The sequence below is a fragment of the Acinetobacter sp. Q85-2 genome (assembly GCF_013420555.1).
Lineage (GTDB): Bacteria > Pseudomonadota > Gammaproteobacteria > Pseudomonadales > Moraxellaceae > Acinetobacter > Acinetobacter indicus.
The window spans coordinates 50667-76496 of sequence record NZ_VOXW01000005.1 but is presented as its reverse complement, the minus strand read 5'-3'; the positions used below and the strand labels follow the sequence as shown (position 1 = coordinate 76496).

Below are 25830 nucleotides of genomic sequence, written 5' to 3'. Positions count from 1 at the left end.
TCCATTGAATTACCCCAATGGTCAAGCAAATTTTGACAACTCGTATTGTCAAAAATAGTCACAGATCAATATTGACTGGCCTGAATCAGCTGCCGGGTATAGTCAGTTTGTGGCTGTGCAAACAGATCTTCAGTACGCTGGAATTCCATCACCTTGGCATGTTTCAGCACCAATACCTTCTGACACAAGGCCTTGACCACCTGCAAATCATGGCTGATAAACAGATAGCTCATCTGCTCCTGCTGCTGCAAACGCCGCAACAGTTTAACGATGGCGCGTTGTGTGGTGCGGTCCAGCGCCGAGGTCGGCTCATCCAGAATCAGCAGTTTCCGTTTCAGCACCAGCGCACGTGCCAGTGCAATCCGTTGCCGCTGTCCACCGGATAGTTCATGCGGATAACGGGTTTTAAAACTGACCGGCAATTCAACTTTTTCCAGTGCTAGATCAATACGCTGCTGAATTTCGGATGCTGACAGCTTTTGTAAGGCCAACCCTTCGCCAATGGTCTGCTCGACATTTAAACGCGGATTCAGGCTGCTAAACGGGTCCTGAAATACAATCTGAAATTCACTGCGTAATGGCCGCAGCTGCTTTTCCGAAAGCTGGTTCAAGTCCTGGCCCAGCAAATCAATTTTGCCCTCACTGGCAGTTAAACGCGAAATCGCCAGCGCCAGCGAGCTTTTACCGGAACCACTTTCCCCGACAATACCGATGGATTCGCCTTGGGCCAGATTTAAATCCAGCGGCTCCACCGCAACAAAATAATTTTTGACCCGATTGAGTAAACCCTGCTTAATGGGAAACTTCACACCCAGTTGTTGCAGTTGCAATAAAGGCTGAGTCGCCTCTACCTGTAAAGCCTGACCAAAATCATGATGCAGCAGTTCCCGGGTATAGGCCTGCTGCGGCGCATGAAAGACCTGTTCAACCGGCCCCTGCTCCTCGACCTGGCCTTTGTTCATGACAATGACCTGATCGGCATAATGCCGCACCAGATTCAAATCATGGCTGATTAAAATCATGGCCATCTGCCGGCTGCGCTGTAAGCTTTGCAGCAGATCCAGAATTTGCGCCTGTAAAGTTACATCCAGCGCAGTGGTCGGTTCATCGGCAATCAGGATGTCCGGATCAAGCGCCAAGGCCATGGCAATCATCACCCGCTGGCGCTGCCCACCTGACAGTTCATGCGGATAACGCTTCAGTTTATCTTCCGGCTGGGGAATGCCGACATCTTGCAGCAATTGCAGTACGCGTTGCCGGGTTTCCGCCTTGGAATGCCCCTGTAACAGCAGGCTTTCGCTAATAATTTTTTCCACCCGATGCAGCGGATTTAATGCCGTCATCGGCTCCTGAAAAATCATGGCAATGCGCTGGCCGCGAATCTGGCGTAGTTGTACCGGATTCAGCTGTAGCAGATCCTGCCCCTGAAACAGTGCCTGCCCCTGAATCTGTAGCTGACTCGGCAACAAGCCCAGCAAGGCCAGACTACTCACCGATTTACCCGAACCACTTTCACCGACCAGCGCCAGTGTTTCGCCAGCGTGCAATTCAAAATTTAAATTGTGCACCAATAGCTGCTGTTGATGCTGAATCTGGAGCTGCTGTACCGTCAGCACCGGCGTGCGCTTACTGGCGTCTTGGATCGAATGCATCACGGGTCGCCTCTCCAATATAAATCAGTAAAGATAAAACAATTGCCAGGGTAAAAAAGCCCGACAATGCCAGCCACGGCGCATTTAAATTATTCTTGCCCTGTAGCAGCAGTTCGCCTAAAGATGCAGCATCGGACGGCAAACCATAACCGAGGAAATCCAGTGCAGTCAGCGCGGTAATATTCGCAGTCAGCATAAAGGGTAGTTGTGACAGACTTGAACTCATGGCATTGGGCAAGATGTGCCGGAACATGATGGTACGGTCGCTCACACCCAGGCTGCGGGCAGCACGGACATAATCAAAATTACGTGCCCTTAAAAATTCGGCCCGGACCAGTCCGACCAAGGTCGGCCAGCCAAACAGCAGCATAATCAGAAACAGCCAGTACACACTCGGACTAAACATACTGACCAGAATCATTACCATGAACAGCATTGGTAAACCGCCCCAGACTTCCAGAATCCGCTGTCCCAGCAAATCGACCCAGCCGCCATAATAGCCCTGTATCGCCCCGACGATAATGCCAAGTGCAGCAGAGGCCAGCGTTAAGGCAAATCCGAATAGCAGTGATACCCGCAGGCCATAGAGAATCCGCGCCAGTACATCTCGGCCCTGATCATCGGTCCCGAGCCAGTTATCGCTGGTCGGTGGTGACGGCACCGGCACAGCCAGCTCTAAATTCGGTGACTGATAAGAATATTCAATCAGTGGCCAGATGGCCCAGCCCTGGTCCTGAATCAGCTGCTGCACAGCCGGGTCCTTATATTCCGCCTCGGTTTCAAAGACCCCGCCAAAAGTGGTTTCAGGATAAGCCTTGAACACCGGCATATATAAGCTGTTTTCATATTTGACCAGCAGCGGCTTGTCATTGGCGATCAGCTCGGCCGCTAAGGACAAAATAAAAATCAGAGCAAAGGCGATAAAACAGCCAAATCCCAGCCGGTTCTGTTTAAAACGCTGGAGCCGCGCCTGCATCAAGGGAGACATTATTTGGCCCCCCGTGATTCAAAATTAATCCGTGGATCAATGACCTGATACAGCACATCGCTGATCAGTCTGAGGACTAATCCTAACAAGGTAAAAATAAACAGGGTGCCAAAAATTACTGGATAATCACGCTGTACAATCGCTTCAAAGCCCAGCAATCCCAGACCATCGAGGTTAAAAATAATTTCAATAAACAGGTTACCGACAAAGAAAATCCCAATTAATGCTTCCGGCAGGCCAGCAATCACAATTAGCATGGCGTTACGAAAAACATGGCCATACAGCACCCGCGATTCGGTCAGGCCTTTGGAGCGTGCCGCCAGCACATACTGTTTATTCAGTTCTTCCATAAACGAATATTTGGTTAAGTAGGTCAACCCGGCAAATCCACCAATCACCATCGCCAGCAGCGGCAAGGTCATATGCCAGAAATAGTCTTTGATTTTACCCAGCAGACTCAGCTGATCGAAGTTTTCCGAGACCAATCCCTGTAGCGGGAACCACTGAAAATAGGAACCACCGGCAAAAAATACAATCAATAAAATCGCAAAAGCAAAGGCCGGAATGGCATAGCCAACGGCCAGCAAAATAGACGTGGCTTTATCAAAGATCAGACCATGCTGACGGGCTTTTTTTATCCCGAGTGGAATAGACACCAGATAAATCAGCAAGGTGCTCCACAATCCTAAAGACAGCGATACCGGCAGTTTTTCCCACAGCAGCTGGGTCACCGGCTTGTCTTTAAAAAAGCTGGTGCCAAAATCAAATTGCAGATAGCTGCTCAGCATTAGCCAGAAACGCTCATGAATTGGTTTATCAAACCCATATTGCGCTTCAATTTTAGCCACCATTTCATCACTTAGACCTTTGGCGCCCTGATAGGGCGTTGAACCGGCCGCAGCAGTTTCGGCACTGCCACTCCCGCCCATGCCCTGAAAGGCTTCTGCCTGCTGAATTGCCTGCTCGACCGGACCGCCCGGGGCAATCTGGATCACAATAAAGTTAATCAGCAAAATCAGAAACAGTGTGGGAATAATCAGCAACACACGTTTCAGGATATAGGTTCCCATGCGCTCAGCATCCTTGTGGCAAAGCCAGCTTATTGTTTACGCAGATACTGGGCTACTTTTTGCGCCCCGGCTGCATCACTCCACCAGTAATCAAGTCCAATGGAAAGTTTTGGTTTTATTTTCGGTTGTTGGTACATATTCCAGTAGGCCAGCCAGTGCTCGCCTTTGCCATAGGTCGGAATCTGGTAATAACCAGCGCGTAATAAGCGGTCCAGCACTTTGGTCCGGACAATCAGCTGCTGGCGGTCAGGCGCGTAAATAATTTTCTGAATGATGTCATCAATGACCGGATTCTTGATGCCGGCATAATTATAATTGCCCGGCTGATCTGCCGCGGCACTGCTCCAGAATTGCGCCTGTTCATTGCCCGGACTTAAGGACTGTGGCAAGACCATGGTGCTTAAGTCAAATTCTGCCCGGCGCATCCGTTCAATATATTGCGGCACATCGACCTGACGGATATTCACCACAATCCCCAGACGTTTTAAATTGCGCACAAAAGGCATTAAAGTACGCTGCAAGCCATCCTGATGAATTAAAAATTCCAGCTGGATGGTGTTGCCTTTCGGATCAAGCAAACGGCCATCCTTGAAGCGATAGCCGGCATTCAGCAGGATCTGCCGGGCTTTGAGCAGACCGCTGCGGTTAAAACCGCTGGCATCACTGACCGGGAATTTCCAGTTGGCCAGCACCCCCTGACGCTGCACCGGATGCAACTGTTTTAAATACGGCTTTAACAGTGCCAGCTCCGCCGCGCTTGGACGACCTTTGGCTTCCAGTTCGCTATTGCTAAAATAACTTTGCAAACGCTGATACTGTCCGTAAAACAGGGCTTTATTCTGCCATTCAAAATCATAGGCATGGCTGAGCGCCTGACGGAAATGAATATCCTGCATCGGTGCACGCCGGGTATTAAACACAAAACTTTGTGTTGGCACCGGGTTTTCATGCCGGAACTTATATTTCACCACCATCCCCGCTTTCACTGCCGGGAACTGATATTCCGTCACCCATTTGCGCGCGGTATATTCTTCATGCAGCGTGTATTGGCCCGACTTAAAGCCTTCAAAGGCCACATCCATATTGCGGTAATAGACAAATTTAAGCCGGTCAAAGTTATAACGGCCCTTATTTACCGGCAGATCTTTGCCCCAATAGTTCGGATTGCGCTTATAAGTAATACTGCGTCCGGCATCAATCCGTTCAATCAGATACGGGCCTGACCCCAGCATCGGCTGCAAGGTAATCCGGCTAAAGTCCTTGCCCTGCCAGTCTTTCTGGGAATAAATCGGTAAGGCCGATAAAATCAGCGGCATTTCACTGTTGTTATCGGATTTAAAGGTCATTTTGACCTGATGTCTGGATAAGACCTCGGTTTTATCCAAATCGGCAATATACATCTGCAAACCCGGATTAGATTTGCTCTGGAAGGTATCAAAACTGAATTTGACATCAGCCGCGGTGACCGGTGTGCCATCACTAAAACGTGCTTTTGGATTCAGATGAAAAATGACAAACTTGGTCTGCTTCGGATCATAAGTCACTTTTTCTGCCAGCAGTGGGTACATCACCCCCGGCTCATCTAGCGAGCTGGTCATGAGCGAATCAAACAGATAATTCACCCCATCGGTCGCACTGCCCTTACCGTTCATGCTGTTCAGGTTGTCAAAAGTGCCATTGCTGGACTGACTCAGTATGCCACCTTTCGGTGCTTGCGGATTGGCATAGGGCATGGCCGCAAGCTGGCTGTATTTCGGGCTGCTGTGCAGCGCGATATACGGCGTAGTCTGCAGCGCAGCCCAACTCCAGCTTGAGGTCAAGGCCAGTGCTGTTGCCACAGCACTCAAGCCATATAAAGATCTGTTCATGCGGTCACGACTCCTTGTGCCCGGCAATTACAGGTTCGGAACCTTGATGATCTCTCCAATACGCAGCTGCGTATTCGGTTTAATCTCGTTCATATCAGCCAGTTCACTGGTTTCCAGACCATAACGGCTGGCCAGCCCAATCAGGGTATCGCCGCGCTTGACTTTATATTCCGTCATAGTTTTTGGCAACTGCAGGGTTTGGCCAACTCTTAAACCGGCACGCGGACTCAGGCCATTCAAGGCTGCCAGTTCAGCGACCGAAATACCGGTACGGCTGGCAATGGCATTTAAGGACTCACCGGCTTTAACGGTATAGGCATCGGTTGCTTTACCCGTGCTGGCGCTGCTTACCGCTGCACTTTCCGCGGCACGGTTGCTGCTGCTGTCCAGATCACCTTCAATTTTTAAACGCTGACCAATCCGCAGTGCAGCAGTACGTGGCAGATCATTCAGCGCAGCCAGATAGTTCAGCTGCAAATGATATTTACGCGCAATACTGTTTAAGGTCTCACCCGATTTTACAATATGAATGTCCGAGGCTACCGCAGTTGTACTGGCCTTGCTTTCTTCCACTAGCGCTGGCTCACCGCTGAGTTTCAGGCGCTGGCCGGTACGTAAACCGGCAGTCCGGCTGATGCCATTTAAACTGGCAATCTGCTCCAGACTCAGGTTATAGCGGTTGGCAATGGCAGTTAAGGTATCTCCCGACTGTACTGTATAACTATCCGGGATGGTCGAACCGGCGGGAATTTTTAAAGTTTGCCCAATTCGCAGGCCGGTATTGGTCGAAATCTGGTTTAAGGCGGCCAGATCAGCCAGACTCATTTTGCTTTGTGCGGCCACACTCGATAAGGTGTCTCCGCGCTGGACAGTATAGTTTTCCGTTTTAATCTCAGCTGTTGATGTACTTGGCACTGCACGACGACTCTCTGCGGCCGTTTCAGTTTTTGCTTCGGCTTTCGAGTCACTTACAGGCACATTAATCCGCTGTCCAACCAGCAAACTGCTGCCCGCAGTCAGACCCGGAGTTAAGGCTGCCAGTTCTGCATTGGACAAGCCATGACGGTCCGCAATCAGTTTCAGATATTCACCGCGCTTCACCGTATAGCTTTGCGTGGCCACTTTGGTTTCAGCCGCTTTCTGCTCAGCTGCCTTGGCACGCATCTCTGCTGTTTCTTGCAGATTCAGCTTCTGGCCGACAAACAGGCCACTGCTTGTGTTCAGATTATTGTAATCCGCCAGTTGCTTGACCGATAAACCAAACTGATTGGCCACGCCGGTTAAGGTATCGTTAGCTTTAACCACATAGGATTCCGGCTGCTCTTTGGCTTTGGCTGGCGCGGCAGCTTGTGGTTTGGCATCATATAAATAGATGGTGGTACCGGCATATAAAGTCGAGTTTGGATCAATCTGGTTCCATTTTGCCACATCACGCCAGTTCACCCCATTTTTCATGGCAATCAGCACCAGGGTATCGCCGGCCTGTACCGTATAGGTACTGCGCTTGCCTTTTGGCGGCACCACCACCACTTCAGTGTCGGTCTTGATTACGTTCTTGCCCTGGTTCCGCTGGGCTTCATCTGAATCTGGACGGGTGCTATCCGCGACACTTTTCGGGTAAGCAAAACCTTTGGTCAGCTCTTTGCCTTGCTGCTCGGCCACCGACAGACTGGTCTGAATCGCGGTCAGCTTAATTTTGCCATCATAAGGATCGACAATTTCAGTGCCTTGTGGTGCAATTTCTTTTAACTCGGCCACCACCTGCGCCTGTTCAGCCTGAGAGGCCACCGGCTGCAACACCTCTTCTACCGTTTTGTTCTGGTCTTCAGTTTTCACTGCCGCCAGAATCTGTTCACGTTCTGCTGCTGAAATTGGCGGTTCGACCTTCACCGGCTGAATATTCTGTGCCGGGGTAATGGCCACCGGAATACGTGGAGCACTTGGAATATCTGAATTGGCCGCAAAAGAGGCCAAAGCCGATGAGCCGCGTGGCGTACTGATCCGTTTGGTGCTGGTTGTAGTCGTGCTGCTAGCAGTTTTGGCTGTGCTCGCTGGTGTAGTCGTAGCAGTACGCTGAGTCACACTGGCCGTCAAAGCGGGTGTGGTGGTTTTTGTAGCTGGGGCACTGGTCGTGGTCTGCGTCGTCACACTAGGACGAGTGTTGCTGGCCAGCAATCCACCACCTTGCAGGTTTTTCAGACGTTCATCGACTGTTGGGCTTAAATCGGCTGGAATCAGAATCCGCATCGGGCTGGCACTGTCAATTCGGTCAGTACGATGGCCCGGGTTCAGTGCATATAACTCGGCACGGCTAAGACCAGTAATATTGGCCACATCATTTAAATTCACCGCTCCGACCGTCACTTCACGGAAATGGGGACGGTTGGCAATTGGCGGCAAACGCACCCCGTAGGCACCTGGATTTTTAATAATTTGCGCCACTGCCAGGAAACGCGGCACATAGTTCATGGTTTCCTGTGGCAATTTCAGTGACCAGTAATCGGTCGGTAAACCGGCAGCCTTGTTACGGTTAATCGCCTGCTGAATACGGCCCGGTCCGGCATTATAAGCGGCCAGAGCCAACTCCCAGGAACCAAACTGGTTATACAGGCTACCGAGGAATTCATAGGCAGCACGGGTCGATTCGACCACATCACGGCGGCCATCATACAGCGGGGTCTGTTTCAGACCATAAATACGTCCGGTACTTGGAATAAACTGCCATAAACCGGCTGCAGCAGCGCTACTGGTTGCTGCCGGGTCGTACGAACTTTCAATGACTGGTAATAATGCCAGTTCGGTCGGCATGCCACGGCGCTCGGCTTCTTTAACTGTGTGATACAGATAACGTGAAGCACGCGCACTTAAACGGTCAATATACGGCTGACGTGAAATAAACCAGCCGCGCTGCGCTTCAATACGCGGATTCCAGTGTTCCAGATCCATTTTGAAACCTACGGTCATACGCTTCCAGACATCACCGTGTTTTAAAATCAGTAAACGGTCGCCTTCTACCGCGCGCATGTCGGTGGCCGACAATAAATCTTCCAGTGAATCTAAACTGCTGGCGTCCAGATAACCTGAACCAACCTGACTCGACGTTGACGCTTTGCTGGCACTTTGTGTAGAGGTACAGCCGGTGCTGATGCCGAGCGCGGCCAGCGCTGAACCCAAAACTGTAATTTTAAATAGTGCCGGGACCATAGGCTGCCACATGCGTGTGGTTGGTTTATACATAGGAAATCCAAACAACTCGTCTATAAATTATTTTTTAGATTTGACATTGTAGTGAAGCATCACTACGACACAAGGTTTTACTCTAGCGCGATTCTAATATAAATGTTACAAGAAATTAAAAAATTGACGTCTTCGGCGTTTCTGATCTGCAATTGCGTTATACAATAGCGGCTCGGTTTTTATTTGGCTCTTTTTGGATCTGGCTTATGTCTCAAACAATCACACTATATGTGGATGGTGCTTGTCGTGGAAACCCTGGCTTGGGCGGTTGGGGTGCATATGTCATTACAGAAACCCAGCAGCACAAACTCTATGGCGGGGAACTGGAAACCACCAACAACCGTATGGAGCTGACGGCAGCCATTGAAGGCATTCAGTTCTGCCCGGCAGAGGCCAAACTGATTCTCTGGACCGATTCCAACTATGTCAAACGCGGCATGACCGAATGGATTGCCGGCTGGAAAAAGAAAAACTGGAAAGATGTGAAAAATCCGGACCTATGGCAAAAACTGGATGCCATCTGTCAGGGTCGTGAAATTGAATGGCACTGGATTAAAGGTCACGCTGGCCATGCTGGCAATGAAATGGCCGATCAGCTGGCCAACAAAGGGGCCGATCTGGTATTTGCACAGCAGGTCAAAGTGACGCCGGTACAAATCATTACTGAAGATAAAAGCGCTGAGTCTGAAGTCATCCCGCCGGGCACGGCTAAAAAAAAAGCAGAATCTGACTGGTTGCTCGACGACCCTTTTGGCTTCGATCTAGACGACAGCCAACTAGACGTTGAAGTCGAAGAAGAACTGCTAATGGTGCAGGAGGATCATCTCAGTCTGACCCAGCACAGCATTACCGTGACGCAAACCCTCAGTCAAAATGACAGCCCGAATCAGAACGAAGTCCTGATCCAAGATGAAACCCAGAACCAGAGTGCAACAGCGCCAGCAAACACGTCATCGCATCCCCATATTGTGATTACCCCGGCCACGGTTCAGGCTTATGGTCCACGCCAGCTGATTCTGGATACGGAAACCACCGGTTTTTATTATCAGGATGGTGACCGGATTATTGAAGTCGGCGCGATTGAAATGGTCAACCGCAAACTGACCGGCAGCTCGATTCATATTTATATCAACCCGGAAAAACCGGTCGGTGAATCGGAAGTGGTGCACGGTATTTCGGATGAGTTTTTAAAAGACAAGCCGAAGTATGCCGAAATTGCTGCAGTGCTGTATGACTATTTAAAAGGCGCGGAAATTATTGCGCATAACGCCACCTTCGATATGAACTTCCTGGATATGGAGTTTAACCGCTGTGGTCTAGGCGATTTATCGGCGGTGTGTGAAGTCACCGATACCCTGGTAATGGCCAAAAACAAGCATCCGGGACAAAAGAACTCGCTCGATGCCTTAGTGAAGCGTTATGAAATTCCGGCGCGTGACCGTACCTTCCACGGCGCCTTGCTCGATGCTGAAATTTTGGCCGATGTCTATCTAGCCATGACCGGTGGCCAGGTATCCTTTGATATGGATGCCCTGTCAGCTCATCATGAAGAACAAAGCGGTGAATCGGGTCGTCGCAGCATTGAAGTGGAATTGCCGGTGATTCTGCCTTCCGCCGCAGAGCTGGAAGCACATGAGAATTGGGTCAAACAATTTGAAGAAAAGCATGGACAGCCCTGCTTTTTTGCCAAATAAAAAACCGACGATTGTAATTTTTTGTATTTAATCTGTTCCTAGTTCAGTTATAGTTAAGATAAACAGGTCTGCTGTTTTTGCAGCAGGCCCATAAACAGATAAAACACTAGGAAAGGTGCAGATACATGTCTTACCAAACCTCTATTCATTTTGATCCGACTGCGTTACTGATAATAAAAAATGAGGTTGATAATTCAATCAAATTGGTGGAATCCGCAGTCAGCACCTTGGCAGAAGATCAGACTTTACCTTTCGGGATTGATGATGCCCTTAACCAGTTTGAGCAATGTGCCCAGGTACTGGCCCTGATTGATATGTCGAGCCTGGCAAAAATTGCCCAATATTCAGCAGAATTAATGCGCAAGATTATGGGGAATCCGGCGCAAATTAAAACTGAAGACGTAATTGCCTTAAGTGAAGGCACCACCATGCTCAAGCGCTACATCGAATTTATTTGTCTGCGCGAAGTTAAAATTCCACAGTTCCTGCTCGATACCTTAAACCGTCTGGAACGTGCCTTGGGTAAACCACTCACCCAGGAAGGCCAGCATATTGAATCTCTGCTGGACTGTATTCACCCGGAATTCAAATTGCCACAAGCACCCGGTCTGGAAAAATCAGGCTATGTGCATCAGCTGTATAAACTGTCACTGTACAAACTGCTGAAGCAGGAAGAATCCGAGCTGGATCTGCAAGCCATGAAACTGGTCGGCACCTATTTAGCCGGTCTATCCGCCCAGCATCCAAGCCAACAATACTGGAATCTGGTCTATGTGGCGTTAAACCAGATTGATAACCTGCTGCTGAATGAACCACGTTTACGCACCTTAATCAGTATTGAACTGAATATGCGTCAATACTTTGCCGCACCAGACAGCTTCCAGGCCCAGTTAAGTGATCTGGCCAACATCCTGAGCCTGTGCATTAGCCAGGAAGATCAGGTGGCCCAGCACATCCGCGAACAGCTGAATATTGGTGAAGACCTGCTGACTGACACCCAGTTACAGGTCTTCAGCCGTCATCTGTATGGTCCGGATTTTGAAACCATGCAGACCATCAGTGCTCTGGCGACCAGCGAAATGGCGCAGATTCGCAATGACATCGAATACAACTACCAGAACATGACCCCTGAAAAAACCCAGGAGTTGCAAGCCAAGCTCAAAGATCTGGCCAACATCTTTAAAGTACTGAACCTGAATGAAGCCCACCGTGATCTGCTGGTTCAGGCCGACGCCTTGAGTCAGGCCGAAGTGCTCAAAGAAGAAAGCTTTGCCCAGCAGCTGATGAACACCATTTTATCAGCGATGAACTCGATTGGGGTGCTGGAGCGTCATCATACCTCTAGCCGTTTACAGCTGCGCGTTAACAACATGCACATTTCGCTGGACCGTTTAGATGAAGCGCATGAAGTATTGCTGAGCGAAACCAAAACCTTAATTGATCTGGCTCAGCAGATTCTGGTGCAGCACGTTCAGGATCAGGATGTGCGTTTATTGGAAAACACCTGTACCCAGCTGCGTGAAGTGGCCGGTGCCCTGCTGTTCCTGAATGAAGAAAAAGGCCAGCAGGCGCTGCTGACTGCCGCTGACTTTATCTATCGTAAATGCGAAGCCGGTGAAACGCTCAGTAGTGACGAGCTGAATGCCGTGTTAGACACCTTGGCCGGTGCCGACATGCTGATTGACAATTTAAAAAACAAACAGCCTGTTTTACAGTCGATGTTTGATGTAGCATTGGCAAGTAGCGAAAAACTGAAAGCTGTAGCCTAATGTCTGAACTCTCACTTGCCTATATTTTTCACCAACAGCAACTGCTGGTCGATGAACAGTTTCAACTGCCCCGAGTTGAAAAATTAGCAAGTGACCTGTCTACGGGCAATCAGGTGATTGCCCGCGACTTACTCCCCGATGAGCCCATTCCTGAAGGCTATCAATTATTGCCAATTCGCCAGCTGTTACAGTTCTGGAACAGTGCCGAATTTGAACAGGCCAGCCGTGCAATCCAGTTGCTAGAATGGCGTCGTAATCACCGTTTTTGCAGCCACTGCGGCCATCCAACCGAAGCGCATGCCACCGAATATGCCATGGTTTGCCCGGTCTGCCAGTATCGCCAATATCCACGTGTACAACCCTGTGTCATTACCGTCATTACCCGTGGTGAAGATGAAATTCTACTGGCCAAAAATGCGCGAAACACCACCAATATGTATGGCCTGATTGCCGGTTTTGTTGAGGTGGGAGAAACCTTGGAAGAAGCGGTACGCCGTGAAACCGCGGAAGAAGTCGGTATCCAGCTAAAGAATATTCAGTATCTGGCCAGTCAGCCCTGGCCTTTTCCAAGCAACCTGATGATTGCCTTTAAAGCCGAATATGCCGGTGGTGAACTGCAGTTACAGGAAGAAGAAATCAGCGACGCACAATTCTTTAAATTTGATCAGCTGCCGAATATTCCATTCAAAGGCAGTATCGCCCATGCCATGATCAAACACGTGACCGAAGGCTCTGCCGTCGCCGACGACAGCAAAGCCTGGCTCTAAAGAGACACTACTCAGGAATTTAGCGTTTCTTCCAACGCCTGCATAATCGTGTGCTTGGTCTTGAAATAACGGCTAAACAGACTCGATACCGAGCCCATAATACTGACATGCCCGGTGCGTGAAATGGTGATCAGCTGACTATGATTGCCATGCTTGTTTAGCACATGATCAAAATCAACCGCATTACTCAAATGCACAATCTGGTCATTCTCAGCCACCAGCAAATAGTGACGAATGTGATTACTTTCCACAAAGTAATACGGCATCACATCATGATAAGGAATGGTCTGATCAAATGCATCGGCACAAAGCGGATCATCTTTATAGTCAAAATGATAGGGACCAGCCAAGCCAATCGCAGCCCGAATATTGTCTCGGCAGTTCAGCGCATAAGGCTGCGGATGATACAGCACCGACATGATATTAAACGCACCGGCCGAGTGCCCCATTAGGATAATCTGATCAGTGTTAATCCTTAACTCTGCCTGCTGATCATGCAGATAGTTCAGTGCCAAAGTCAGGTCATCAATATAGACCGGAAAAATATTCTGCGGCGCCAGTTGATAATTAATGACGGCAACATCAAAACCTTGTTGGGCAAAAGCTTCTCCAACAAAGCGATAATCTTTTTTATCACCCCGTGACCAGGCACCACCATGGACAAAAACAATTAACGGCTGCTGGGGACGTGGCTGGGCAGTCCGGTACAAATCCAGCTGATGGCGTTCATTCGCTCCATAAGCCAGATCGTTCTCTACCGTATAGCCCTGTCGTGGAGTCAAACGGTTCAGGGCATAACTGCCAAAATCATACAGACGGAATTCCTGATATACACTTTTGGCCTGAACCAGACGATATTGCAGCTGCGTTTTAAACTGGAACAACTTAGAGCGCATTCGTTGGCTCGATCTGGTCCGGATCAATGGCGACCGGGGTTTGTACATCTGGCTGCACATTCATCATCGGACTGGCAAAACCAGAAGATGTGGCCTGTGAGGCTTCAATATTATCAATTAAGGTCACAATTTTGGTGACATTACCAACCTGCTGTAACACCTGATTTAAATCGGCGATTTCCGCATTATTCAAACGGCCCATCACATACAGCACGCCATCTTCGGTGTGAATTCGCACTTTACTGTCAGAAACCACCGGCGCTTTCATAATCAGGCCACGGGTATTGGCGGTCACGGTGGTGTCCTGCATGATGGTGCTATAACCAATCTGGTTGCCCACGGTAATATAGTTGTGTACGGTTTTGACATCGCTCATGGCGCGTACATTGTCTTCCGCCAACTGCTTCAGATGTGCATCTGGCACCTGACCGGTCAGCAATACATTGCCGTGGAAACTTTCAATATTAACGCGTGACTGTTTAAAACGGGCATCCAGCTTATATAAATTAATTTTTGCTGTACGTTCAATGGAGTTATCAATAAAGACCTGGCCAAGTGAGCGTGCGCCACTTTCCGTTCCTACAGGTGCAGAACCCGTACCACTGGAAATAAAACTTGCACAGCCGGATAAACTTGCCACACACAGCACTGTGATTGCGATACGATTTAACACTCAGCAAGACTCCTCATTACTTATTCATTTCTGTTTTCAAGCATCTTTGCTTCAATTCTCTTCAAAGATTAATGAACTCTGAATCAAAAGTAAAAGCATTTTCAATCCATTGCAGATCATACGTGAAATTGGAAAAATCTTGCTGTACTGTTTTTGCAATTTGTTCAGTAAAATCAAAACAAATCACATCAAATCGACAATAAAAATCCTGTAATTGTGCAGAATTGCTCAAATAGGTCAGCGCAGTTTTTATCAGCTTTTGCTGCTTGGAGATGGAAACCACCTCCACCGCCCGGCCATAATCGCTAAAAGATCGCGCCTTTACCTCCACAAACACCAGCTGCTGATCCTGCCGGGCAATCAGGTCGATTTCACCATAACGGCAATGGTAATTGGCCGCCAGAATCTGATAACCCTGCTGCTCTAATAACATTGCAGCCTGCTGTTCGGCCCACTGGCCTAGACGCGCGCGCTGACTGGCCATTTACAGGATCTGCACCAGCTGTTTCTGCTGCACATAACATTTCGGAATACGCTGAATCTGGTTGTCCTGAATCCGGATTAAACCGGTTCGCCCTTCAAACTCGATGCGGTTTAATTGTGGCTGTTTCAGATAATAATTGGCGATCTGCCAGGCATCTCCACCAAAGGCCACCAGCCGCTGAAAAGAAAAGTGTTCCGCCTTGGCCGCCTGAATCCCGGCCTGTACATCTGCCCATTGGGACTGATATAAAGCCGGCGCATCACAAAACTGCAGGCCTTGCGGTAACTGCTGCTGTGACTCGACGGCATTGGCCAGACTGTATAAGCGCTTTTTGGGCAACCTGTTCTGGCGATTGATCCAGCCATTCGAACCCAGCAATAACACCCCCTGCTGACGTTTCAGCCACCTCGGCGGACTGTCTACCACCTCCACCGGATAATCCAGCTGCGACACCAGAGACATCAATAACAGCTCATGTTCAGCTTCGGTGCCGGGTTCACGCAGAATATACAAATGATTGATCTGATCTTTCTGGAACAGCTGTTTTAAGGTCTGCGCATCATCTTTTTTTGACAGGCTAAACTGTAACACCCGTGGATGCTGCTGAATCACCTCGTTTAAAGCCAGTGTACGCACTTTGGGCCGCAGTGCAACTAACTGTTCGACATCGGCACGTGCCAAAGGTCCAATCACCACCCGGGTCTTGGCATTGACATGCTGACGCAGCAAGGGACCAATTTTGCGCTGCTCGGAATTAATCAATTTAACCGGCATTTTCTCACCCGATGCCTGATAAGCGTGCATAAAACCCTGCTGAATACTGAAACCGGCTCGCGCCATAGGACCCGATTCAGGTAGAATGACCAGAATCTCGGCCTGGGCAACTGAAAGTCCTGCGCCCAACAGCGCCGTGGTGATAATTACTTTTTGAAGCTGTCTTTTATTGTTATTAATAATTTGCCTAAACATGGAGAAACCTAATGAGTGCTCAGTTATTTGTTGTAGCCACCCCAATTGGGCACTTAGACGACATGACCTATCGGGCGATTGATGTTCTAAAGTCTGTAAATATTATTGCGGCAGAGGATACTCGGACCTCCGCTCAATTATTAAAGCACTATAATATATCAACTCCGTTAACGGCGTGCCATGAACATAATGAAAGTAACAAAATTGATATATTGGTTCAGCGCCTGCTGAACGGCGAAAATATGGCCCTGATTAGTGATGCCGGTACTCCGCTAATTAGCGACCCCGGTTTTAAACTGGTCCGCGCCGCCCAAGAACACAATATCCGGGTGATTCCGGTTCCGGGAGCCTGTGCCGCAATTGCAGCGCTGAGTGCGGTTGGTTTACCGAGTGACCGCTTTAGCTTTGAAGGCTTTTTACCGTCAAAACAGTCACAGCGTATCTTGAGTCTGGAAAAACTTAAAGACCAGACTGCGACCCTGATTTTTTATGAAGCGCCACACCGGATTCTGGACAGCGTTAAAGATATGGCCAATATTTTCGGGGCCGAGCGCCCGGTCGGTTTTGCCCGTGAAATTACCAAAACCTTTGAAACCATCAAGAAGATGACACTGGGTGAGCTGGTCAGTTTTATTGAAGCTGATCATCATCAGCAAAAAGGTGAAATTGTACTGGTGGTTGGTGGTGCAACCGCGGAAAAAGATCTGGAGCAGGAAAAGCTGGATCAGCTGCTGACCCGACTATTGCAGGATTTATCGGTGAAAGCAGCGTCACAACTGGCCGCCGATTTAACCGGAATCAAGAAAAAAGTGGCCTATCAGCGTGCGCTGGAACTGAACCAGAACAATGATGACTGATTCTGGCTGTTGATTCGCAATAAAAAAAGCATCACCGGAGTGATGCTTTTTTCTTATTGGCGTGCAGCCTCATCTGGTGGGACTTCAGTAATTTTTCCCCCACGTGCCAAGAAGGCCGCAATTTCATCTTCTAACGCTTGGCGTTGCTTCTGTTTAGCGGTTACGGTTAAGGTTTCTGCTTCCGCCACATCACCATCGTTTACGGCATCTTCGCTGTCCAGTGCACCTTTTTCAGCCGCTTTTGCCTCATCGTCATCGACGGTGGTATCTTCTACATCATCATAATCGTTCATATCCGTCATTTTAATCTCCCCGCAAATGACCTCAATTGAGTCCTGGTGAACGTTGTCATGCAATTAGGAAGAAATTTATCAATCTCTGCGCCTTTCGCCTAGAGGTAAAGACAAAAAAATCGTGTCTTTTTTAACCAAATTCGTAATCATGTATTAATGAATGTTTAAAAAATAACTATTTCTAGCTAGACCGCATACCGCGTGTCTTTCAGCAGATGCAAACCATTGGCCTGCGCCATAAAAGCATCCTTTAACACCGGCAGCTGTTCAACCTGCTTCAAGCCAAAATTACGTCCCCAGACCAGCGGGAATAACTGGGTGGTTTCCAGCCAGCCTATTGCAGACATGCTGTGCATCATTGCATCATTTTGACCTTTACGACGATGCTCATAACGCTTCAAGGTCTGCTCATGCGCCCAGACCCCACGTGCCCGGTCATGCAGCAGAACATCACACAAGACTGCGGCATCCAGACAGCCAATATTGACGCCCTGCCCGGCCAGTGGATGAATCACATGCGCCGCATCGCCAATGAGTGCCAGTCCCGGCTCGACATAGTGCTGCGCAGCACGGGCTTTTAAAGGGAAACGGGCACGTGGTGTAGCTTCCAGTACTTCACCCAACATATGATGGCTTTCACGGGTCAACAGCTGGGTAAATTCCTGATCGGATAATGCAGTATATTCTTCTGCATAATCCTCTGGTAGCGTCCAGACAATAGATTGCCAATGGCCATCCTGTTCAGGCTTGAGGCTGCTCATCGGCAGGTATGCCAGCGGACCGGTTTCCAGAAAAATCTGGCGCGCCACATGCTGATGCGGCTGGGCAGTTCGGATGGCACAACTGATGCCTGCCTGCTGATAATCCAGCACATCCAGATCAATAAAGGCCTGTTCGCGGACAAAGGAATTGGCCCCATCTGCGCCAATTAACAGTGTGGTCGTCAGTTTTGTGCCATCGGCCAGGAAAATATGCCAGACGCCAATGCCCTGCTCAATCCGGGTCACTTTGACCTGGGTACGATAATCCTGAATCTGCGTCAGCATGGTTTGCTGAATGGCCAGATTTAAAATGCTGGGCTCCACCATCGAACCCAGCGCCTGGTCTACTCCGGGTGTTTTTTCTGCCGGCTGACCAAAATTGATTTCGCCATAGCCATTTTTATTCCAGACCTGCATGCCAGTATAAGACTGCTGACGCGCCAGTCTGTCCCAAACACCGACGGTTTTTAGCAGATGGATGGTGGCCTGACTTAAAGCCAGTACGCGCGGATTGGCCATACTTAAGGTTTTTTCTGCATCCAGAATTGGGGCGGCATCCAGCACCGTGGCTTGCACCCCACCTTGGGCCAGTAATAATGCAGTTAAGCCACCGACCAAACCACCACCCACAATAACGGCATCTAATACGTGTGCTGTCTGGTTCATGCTTTTAGTCCCATGGCATAGTTGGCAACAAGTGGTTTAATTCCCGGAATGGTATCAAAGGCAATCAGACCGGTATTTCTGAGCAGTTTCAGCACCGGATTCTGGTTACTAAAGCCACGCACCACGCTGTCACAGAATTTGATCACGCGCTGCTGATCGGTCAGACGGGATTTTTCATAATCTTGCAGCATGGCGGCATCGCCCAAATCGGCCTGTTGAGCCAGCTGTTCTTTTAAATAACGCACCAACACATAAGCATCGCGCATACACAGGTTAAAGCCCTGTCCAGCCACTGGGTGAATAGTATGTGCCGCATTGCCCATCAGTACTACTCGGCCCACAGCCTGTTTTTCTGCCAGCACTTGCGAGAGCGGGAAGCTAAAACGGCGCCCGGTTTTCTGGAATTTTCCAGCCCGATCGCCATAAGTCTGCTGCAAGGCATTAAGGAAATGCTGGTCATTGTCTTCACCCAGCCATTCATGTTCCGTGCCTTTTTTCACCGGCCAGACCACCGAACGACGATATTCGCCCGGCAAAGGCAATAACGCCAGCGGACCTAAAGGACTGAAACGCTCAAAACCGACATGATTGTGTGGTTTAGAGGTTTGTACGGTGGTTACAATGGCGACCTGATCATAATCATGTTCATCCACCCCAATGCCTAGGGCTTTACGGCAGAATGAATCGCGGCCATCGGCAGCAATCACCAGTTTGGATTGCAGTTTTAAGACTTCACTTCCACGCTGCGCTTCCAGATAAGCCAGATCTGTATCTTGGGTCAGCGAGGTGACTTTTACCCCATCAATCAGTTCAATTAAAGGTTCAGCGCGCACCTGAGTCAATAACACCCGGCCTAACCAGGCATTTTCAATCACCTGTCCAAAACTTTCGACTTTTTCCTGTTCGGCTTGCAGACGCGCTTTCCCAAAACTGCCCTGCTCGGTAATGTGCACTTCCAGAATCGGGACAGCATGTTCCTGCAAGGCATCCCATAGGCCCAGTTCCTGATAAATCTGTACGCTACGACGCGACAGCGCACTGTTTCGGGCATCAAAACTGGAGTGATACGGGGCAAGATTGGCATCATCATAATTCGGGTATTGAATTGCTTCGAGCAGTTTGACCGCAATATTGGCTTTGGCCAACATGAGCGCCAAACTCAGCCCCACCATACCGCCGCCCACGATGATGACTTCTTGTTGCATGCTTGAATCCTTATTTGTGGTATCTCAAAAGTTTAGATACATCTTAATCATGATTGATTTTATATTACATCAAGGGATTGGATTTTTATAATGATTCGTGTGGATGGCTGGAATTTCTGAGCTTCAGCGCTTGCGTGTTCTGACCATAAATCCCGTTTAAAAGATGTTATTCCATAAGATGACACTGGAATGGTATGCAATATAACATCTATACAAAACCTGGAGCGCTAGACTTAAGCTGAGCAAGCGACAGCCCTAACGTAGATAAAATAAATTAAAGAATTCGTATCAGCTGTATGCTATTCATTGTAGAAAATTTAAAACATGAAGAAATTAGAACTTATCTTTTTAGTCGTTTTAATCTTGGTTCTGTTGTGGGGCATACAATGGATGTTTCATGGCTTTCCGGCCGCAAGTTAAGTCTTCTATTATTCAATCTAAAAGCTATACTATAATTTCTTAAAATAATTAGAATGTTAGGATAATAAATGGATCATACTGAACGTTTTATTACGGCATTTTACTACGCTGTCGCCGGGATTTTTTTGGGTTTAGGGTTAGCAATTTTTTCATCCCTCTATCTCAGCCTTACAATAAGCTCAGCCCATATTGTAATTTTTACAGTCATTTGCTGTTTTGTTTTAGGCTATGTATTTCCTCATAGCGTTGGCAATATTTTTAAATGGGTTTGGCATATTTTCGTTCATTAGTCTGGATGTCTATCTCTATTTAATCCATTAACGCTAATTCAAAATCAAAAAAGCCGATTTTCTGACCGGCTTTTGAGCTGTACGGCTTTTATTTGGTCGCAGCCATCAACGCTTCAATCTCGTCTACAGTTTTCACTACTTTCGCAGTTAAGTTCAGTGGTCCATTTTTGGTCGCGACAATATCATCTTCAATCCGGATGCCAATGCCACGCCATTTTGGATCTACCGTTTCATCATCCGGGGCAATGTATAGACCCGGCTCAACCGTAACCACCATACCGGCTTCATAAGCACGCCATTCGCCATCAACCTTATAAGTTCCGACATCATGCACATCCATGCCCAGCCAGTGGCCTGTACCATGCATATAGAACTGACGATAGCTTTCTGACGCAATAATCTCGTCCAGATCACCCTGCATAATGCCTAAATCAAGCAGGCCCTGCACCAGAATACGTACCGCAACATAATGCGGTTCTTTATAGGAGTTGCCAATCTGTACGGCATTAATTGCTGCAAGCTGAGCATCTAGTACAAGGTTATACAGCGCTTTTTGCTCGGGGCTGAATTTGCCATTCACCGGAAAGGTCCGGGTAATATCTGAAGCATAGAACTGATATTCACAGGCGGCATCAATTAACACCAAATCGCCATCTTTCAGTTCTTTGTCGTTCTCTACATAGTGCAGAATGCAGGCATTTTCACCACCACCGACAATACTGTTATAGGATGGAACACAGCCATTTCGGCCAAACACATAATTCAGTTCGGCTTCCAGCGCATATTCCATCATGCCGGGGCGTACCGTTTGCATGGCCCGGGTATGTGCTTCGGCAGAAATATCTGCGGCAATTTGCATCAGTTCCAGCTCTTTGGTGTCTTTGTGCAAACGCATTTCATCGACCAGCCGGTCGAGCTGCACCACCTGCGCTGGTGCCGAGGTACCACGGCGGCTTTCGCCATTGGCAGCTGCAATCCATTTGGCCACCCGCGCATCAAATTCGGCATTCTGTCCAATACGGTAAAAGAGCTGGTTTTTATCCAGCAGTTTTTCCAGAATTTCTTCATCGAGCAGGTCAATGGCATAGGCTTCATCGGCCTCATACTGTTCAATGGCGCCATCAATACCGGCGCGATAGCCATTCCAGATTTCCATCTCCCGGTTACGTTCGCGGCAAAACAGGCTATAGGTATAGCCTTCATCTATAGATTCATAGGTTTCAATGACCGCGACCGCTTCAGGTTCTGCAAAGCCGGTCAAGTAGAAGAAACTGCTGTCCGTTCGATATTTATAGTCAGCATCCCGGTTACGCATGGCCACCGGACTGGTGGCAATAATGGCAATACTGTGTGGTCCCATCAGTTCAGCCAGACGGTCACGACGTTCTTTAAATTCTACCTGGGTCAGTTTCTTCATTAATTTTTCTTCGCAGCCTAAATAAAGGGAGGATGGTATCGCCCGAATCAGCTCGGACGATGTGGGGTAAACATTTCAACAATACTGCCACTTTCTGGCGCAGCCACCTGACGTGCCTTGGCATGTACGTTTTGTAACAAAGAACTTTCATCAACCGCTATTTTCTTGCGGCCAACCGACAGGCTGACCGGAATCAGGCGGACAAATTCATATAATTCCTGATAGCTTTCTTCGCCTTCTTCGTCATTGTCCGAGTCTTCAAACTCGACTGCTGCCACATCTTGCAGATGTTCAATCAGCTCCAGCTCATCGCTGCGGATATGTCCGGACGCCAGGCCAAAGCCCAGTACCACGCCGGCACACCAGTCAGCCAGCGCCTGTACCCGCTCTTGTAATACGTGTTCATCATCCGGTAACAGGGGCAGATAATCCAGTTCATCTTCAGATAAAGCATGCGCTACATCTTCCGCTTCACCGGTTAAAATATCCAGCGCTTCCGGGCTGAGTTCGGGCACATTCAGGGTTGCCAGAATCTGTTGCCACTCGGCTTCAGTTGGTGCATTTGTCACACAAACTATACCGGTCAGTAAACCATGTAACTCACTTGGACTTGAAATTTCTTCAATCATAGAAAAATTGCGGTACCATTCGGACCAACCTGAAATATCGTCTTGCATTCGCTTATCCAATCTCTATACTTCGTATATATTACCTTTGTTTGCAAGACTGTGCGACCACGATATGTTAGAAGAATTACAGCGTCTACAGGCGCATATTGGTGTTTTAAAAACACGACTTGCGCATTATGAGAGTGAAACTCAATCTTTAGCTGAAGCCAAGCAACAGGCTGAAGAGCAGCATCATGCACAAATTGTGCAAAGAAATGGGGTGATTACCCAAAAACAAGAAGAAATTGAGTCTTTAAGTGAACAGCTCAGCACCAGTCAGGCCCAATTTCAGCAGTTAAATCAGGATGCGACCGCATTGGCGGACCGTTATAGCCGTCTGGAAAAAAGCTGCACCGATCTCAAAAACCGCTTTCAGGAATTGCTGGCCGAACGTAACGAGCTACGCGTCATTAAAGAAAAACTGCAGAATGAACAGCGTCAGACTTTGCAGAATGTGCAATCTTTGCAGCAAGAACGTGAGCGTTTATTGCAGAAGAATGAGCATGCCAAAGCCAAAGTCGAGGCAATTATTCAGCGTCTGGCCATTTTAGGAACTGCACAAGACCAGAATGCCCAGGAAATTCAGCAATTGGCCCATCCAACTGATGTCAGCGAGGAAGCTTAAGCATGAGTGAACAAATTCCTGTAGATTTACGTGTTTTAGGACACAGTTTCAAGCTGGCCACGACTCTTGAAAAACGGGCGGATCTGGAACGTGCAGCAGAATTACTGAATGAAAAATATGATGAATTCCGTCGTAAAGCACCACGCATGGAACCAAGCAAGCTGATTATTATGGTGGCTTTAGAGCTGATGCAGGAAGTGCTGTCAATGAACAAGTCCCTGCAGGAATATGCCCATTGTGAACGCTTGCTGGCCACAATTCTGGAAGAAGTCGAAACACTGACCGAATAAGGCTTTGACTTGCATAAAGCCTGTGCAAATGACACTTAAATTTACAGTTCTGTAGGCCGATAGGTTTGCGTCTAAAGCTGAATCCTTTATACTGAGTCTAACTCTGAGGTGTTCGCCAGCAGGTCTATTCCCCTGCCGATACTTAAACTTATGGATTGCGTTCTGTATATTTAGAGTGCATGCCCACCCTGAGTGGGAAGCCCAGCAAGTATACGTCGCGTCCACCTTGAACTCATCGGGTTCAGGGTAACGACACATGCAGCGGCACCATCGGAGGGTTTAGCTGATTGATCCTCTATTCAGCCCTCAGAATTTCTATATTTCCTCTTTTTTTATAAGTAATTATTCCCTCGTTCTTATCTTTTAAAGCTTCCAACTAACCGTTAAGCCCTCTTGTAGATACAACCCATCTTAAAAGAACGCCATCCCGAATTAAATCAGTAAGATCGATTTGATTAACATCTTCACAAGATTGCAGTTCAGCAAAATTTTTAAGCAGACGACTTGACTGTAGAACGGATGCAATTCCGCCCACTATGTTTTGCTTCATAAAGTTTATTATCTGCAATTTTTAGTACTGCAGCCACATCGACGGCATCTTTTGGCCAGAACGCGATGCCAATAGAAATCGTGATTTGCCCCATCTGATTAATCGTAGTTTCCTGCATGGTTTTTCTAAGCCGCTCTGCAGCTTTATACGCCACACTTGCATCTGCAGTCGTCATTAAAACCAGAAATTCTTCACCGCCACTACGACAGCAAATATCCTGTTCCCTAAAATTAGTTAGCATTAGTTGCGCGAGCGTTTTAAGTACCACATCACCCTGATCATGCCCGTACTGATCATTAATTTTCTTAAAAAAATCAATATCAATGGCTAATACTGCAAATTCGGTACGAGTCTCTAGCAGTTCATTTAAAAATAATTGCATACCACGACGGTTGTATAAACCTGTCAATGGGTCCGTATTGACATGATGTTTTAACTCCGCAATCCGATGACTAAAGGTTTCCGAACTCATTAATAATGAGGTTCTAAACTTTAAAACCTCGAAATACCATGGATCAACTTCTTTAATTTTATTTTCAATGTCCGCATGATTAAGCATACTTGCCATACGAGCTAAGCGGTTCAAAGGTGAAGAAATAAAGCTTGAGATATACCAAATCAATAAAAAAATAAAAAAGTAGAAAATGAAGATTCCAATCGATACTTTTAAAATCAGCGTATTCGCTTGTGCAAGTAAATCCTCTGTCGGTTGTTGAGAAACCACTATCCAATTTACACTTGGAATATGTGCAAAACCTGCCAAATTATCTATACCTAAACTATTTTTTAAACGGATTGAGCCATTTTTATGCTGATTAATAAAGTCTAAACCCGTATTGTTGATAATTTTTTCACCGATGCGATTTTTATCTGGATGGAAAATAATACGGTTATGTTGATCAATCACATACATATAACTTTTTTTATAGTCATATTGCGTATTAAGCATTGTATTTAATAAATTTTTCCGTTGTAAATAAATCGAACCACTGATCATCCCTAAATAATTATCTTTGCCATTATAAATAGGCTGAGACATCAGAATGACCAGATTGCCATTTACCGACCAGTAAGGCGATGAAATATAGGTTTTTTTCTGCTGTAAGGACTCAATAATTCCAGGCGTGCTATAGGTTTGTTGAAAACTTAAAGCTAAACTTTTGGGTGCATAGGCCAGCATCTGCTGTTGAGGATCGACCAGTAAAATGCTGTTAAAATTATCTGACTGATATTTGAGCCGCTTCACTTCGGCATATATTAATTCCGGATTATCAATATCCTGTTCTAATTGTTTGGCACTATATTCCAGCTCTTTAAGCATGTCACTAAAGTGCTGGTTGGCGCTGACCGCTATTTTTTCTGCATATTTTTCATTTACCGATAGCGAGTTTTGAATTAACTGATCTTTAATCACATAATTCAAAATAAACAAGCTCACCACGAATAAGCCCGACACACTTAAAATGGTCGAGTACAGAATCAGTTTACGCAGATTTAGCCTTAGTGATAAAAGTAAACGCTTCAGCAACACTAACCCCAAACCAGACAAAAGCGTGATATGTATCACTTTATCATAATTTTATATTTTGATATCTAAAATTAAGGTTTTAATTTGACCATTTTTAGTTGTACTAACAAATAGCCACGCTGCTCTTGCGGAAGATGAGAGATGCTGTGGTGCGGTTGAAAAGTCTTAATCTTATCTCTATTACCATCTTAAT

At 47.5% G+C, this 25830-nt stretch carries 21 protein-coding genes and 1 other RNA gene; 7 read left to right on the top strand and 15 right to left on the bottom strand.

Going from position 1 to position 25830, the window contains the following annotated elements:
• Positions 1-65: 65 nt before the first annotated feature.
• From FTT68_RS03845 to FTT68_RS03825, 5 genes are read right to left on the bottom strand one after another with little or no spacing between them, the layout of a single operon-like run.
• Complete coding sequence (locus FTT68_RS03845) at positions 66-1652, bottom strand: ABC transporter ATP-binding protein (protein ID WP_180175221.1); 1587 nt, start codon at positions 1650-1652, stop codon at positions 66-68.
• Positions 1627-2640, bottom strand: coding sequence for an ABC transporter permease (locus FTT68_RS03840; protein ID WP_180056501.1), 1014 nt, complete (start codon positions 2638-2640; stop codon positions 1627-1629). The genes FTT68_RS03845 and FTT68_RS03840 overlap by 26 nt, the downstream gene beginning before the upstream one ends.
• Positions 2640-3710, bottom strand: coding sequence for a microcin C ABC transporter permease YejB (locus tag FTT68_RS03835; RefSeq protein WP_180056499.1), 1071 nt, complete (start codon positions 3708-3710; stop codon positions 2640-2642). Before FTT68_RS03835 ends, FTT68_RS03840 begins: the two co-directional genes overlap by 1 nt.
• 29 nt (positions 3711-3739) lie before the next feature.
• On the bottom strand, positions 3740-5578 hold the full coding sequence (locus FTT68_RS03830) for an extracellular solute-binding protein (protein ID WP_005179213.1): 1839 nt from the start codon (positions 5576-5578) through the stop codon (positions 3740-3742).
• A 27-nt stretch (positions 5579-5605) separates the two neighbouring features.
• The gene (locus FTT68_RS03825) at positions 5606-8815 is read right to left on the bottom strand and encodes a LysM peptidoglycan-binding domain-containing protein (RefSeq protein WP_180175218.1); all 3210 of its coding nucleotides are present in this window, start codon (positions 8813-8815) and stop codon (positions 5606-5608) included.
• A 206-nt stretch (positions 8816-9021) separates the two neighbouring features.
• Between FTT68_RS03825 and dnaQ the strand changes: the two genes are divergently transcribed.
• From dnaQ to nudC, 3 genes are all read left to right on the top strand, one after another.
• On the top strand, positions 9022-10509 hold the full coding sequence (dnaQ, locus tag FTT68_RS03820; RefSeq protein WP_005179215.1) for a DNA polymerase III subunit epsilon: 1488 nt from the start codon (positions 9022-9024) through the stop codon (positions 10507-10509).
• Between the two features lie 125 nt (positions 10510-10634).
• Positions 10635-12278 (top strand): hypothetical protein, encoded by a 1644-nt coding sequence (locus FTT68_RS03815; RefSeq protein ID WP_005179216.1) that lies wholly within the window; start codon positions 10635-10637, stop codon positions 12276-12278.
• Positions 12278-13045, top strand: coding sequence for an NAD(+) diphosphatase (nudC, locus tag FTT68_RS03810; protein WP_075167710.1), 768 nt, complete (start codon positions 12278-12280; stop codon positions 13043-13045). The genes FTT68_RS03815 and nudC overlap by 1 nt, the downstream gene beginning before the upstream one ends.
• A gap of 11 nt (positions 13046-13056) precedes the next feature.
• On the opposite strand, the gene FTT68_RS03805 is transcribed toward nudC, so the two are convergent.
• From FTT68_RS03805 to FTT68_RS03790, 4 genes are all read right to left on the bottom strand, one after another.
• On the bottom strand, positions 13057-13941 hold the full coding sequence (locus tag FTT68_RS03805; protein ID WP_104470026.1) for an alpha/beta hydrolase: 885 nt from the start codon (positions 13939-13941) through the stop codon (positions 13057-13059).
• The gene (locus FTT68_RS03800) at positions 13931-14614 is read right to left on the bottom strand and encodes a BON domain-containing protein (RefSeq protein ID WP_016659235.1); all 684 of its coding nucleotides are present in this window, start codon (positions 14612-14614) and stop codon (positions 13931-13933) included. The genes FTT68_RS03805 and FTT68_RS03800 overlap by 11 nt, the downstream gene beginning before the upstream one ends.
• A 61-nt stretch (positions 14615-14675) precedes the next feature.
• Positions 14676-15098: a YraN family protein gene (locus FTT68_RS03795; protein ID WP_075167708.1), complete on the bottom strand. Its 423-nt coding sequence runs from the start codon at positions 15096-15098 to the stop codon at positions 14676-14678.
• Positions 15099-16067: a penicillin-binding protein activator gene (locus tag FTT68_RS03790; RefSeq protein WP_160242956.1), complete on the bottom strand. Its 969-nt coding sequence runs from the start codon at positions 16065-16067 to the stop codon at positions 15099-15101. It lies immediately after the preceding gene.
• A gap of 11 nt (positions 16068-16078) precedes the next feature.
• On the opposite strand from FTT68_RS03790, the gene rsmI reads away from it, so the two are divergent.
• Positions 16079-16924: a 16S rRNA (cytidine(1402)-2'-O)-methyltransferase gene (gene rsmI / locus FTT68_RS03785; RefSeq protein ID WP_104470024.1), complete on the top strand. Its 846-nt coding sequence runs from the start codon at positions 16079-16081 to the stop codon at positions 16922-16924.
• A gap of 53 nt (positions 16925-16977) precedes the next feature.
• Here rsmI and FTT68_RS03780 read toward each other — a convergent pair whose 3' ends face one another.
• From FTT68_RS03780 to FTT68_RS03760, 5 genes are all read right to left on the bottom strand, one after another.
• Positions 16978-17226 (bottom strand): hypothetical protein, encoded by a 249-nt coding sequence (locus FTT68_RS03780; protein ID WP_005179228.1) that lies wholly within the window; start codon positions 17224-17226, stop codon positions 16978-16980.
• Between the two features lie 176 nt (positions 17227-17402).
• Positions 17403-18644: an FAD-dependent monooxygenase gene (locus FTT68_RS03775; protein WP_180175217.1), complete on the bottom strand. Its 1242-nt coding sequence runs from the start codon at positions 18642-18644 to the stop codon at positions 17403-17405.
• A complete protein-coding gene (ubiH, locus tag FTT68_RS03770) occupies positions 18641-19849 on the bottom strand; it encodes a 2-octaprenyl-6-methoxyphenyl hydroxylase (RefSeq protein ID WP_180056491.1) in 1209 nt (402 codons plus the stop codon). Before ubiH ends, FTT68_RS03775 begins: the two co-directional genes overlap by 4 nt.
• A 798-nt stretch (positions 19850-20647) precedes the next feature.
• Complete coding sequence (gene pepP, locus FTT68_RS03765) at positions 20648-21976, bottom strand: Xaa-Pro aminopeptidase (RefSeq protein ID WP_160242954.1); 1329 nt, start codon at positions 21974-21976, stop codon at positions 20648-20650.
• Positions 21977-22023: 47 nt separating this feature from the next.
• Positions 22024-22653, bottom strand: coding sequence for a UPF0149 family protein (locus tag FTT68_RS03760; RefSeq protein ID WP_180056489.1), 630 nt, complete (start codon positions 22651-22653; stop codon positions 22024-22026).
• Between the two features lie 64 nt (positions 22654-22717).
• Between FTT68_RS03760 and FTT68_RS03755 the strand changes: the two genes are divergently transcribed.
• The 3 genes from FTT68_RS03755 (at position 22718) to ssrS (ending at position 23840) form a co-directional block, all read left to right on the top strand.
• Positions 22718-23269 carry a hypothetical protein gene (locus FTT68_RS03755; RefSeq protein WP_005179239.1) on the top strand — a complete coding sequence of 184 codons (552 nt, stop codon included), beginning with the start codon at positions 22718-22720 and terminating at the stop codon, positions 23267-23269.
• Positions 23270-23271: 2 nt separating this feature from the next.
• Positions 23272-23559: a cell division protein ZapA gene (locus FTT68_RS03750; RefSeq protein WP_005179243.1), complete on the top strand. Its 288-nt coding sequence runs from the start codon at positions 23272-23274 to the stop codon at positions 23557-23559.
• A 97-nt stretch (positions 23560-23656) separates the two neighbouring features.
• A non-coding RNA gene (ssrS, locus tag FTT68_RS03745) (6S RNA) lies at positions 23657-23840 on the top strand.
• Positions 23841-24050: 210 nt separating this feature from the next.
• On the opposite strand, the gene FTT68_RS03740 is transcribed toward ssrS, so the two are convergent.
• A complete protein-coding gene (locus FTT68_RS03740) occupies positions 24051-25634 on the bottom strand; it encodes a diguanylate cyclase (protein ID WP_373685543.1) in 1584 nt (527 codons plus the stop codon).
• Between the last annotated feature and the right edge of the window lie 196 nt (positions 25635-25830).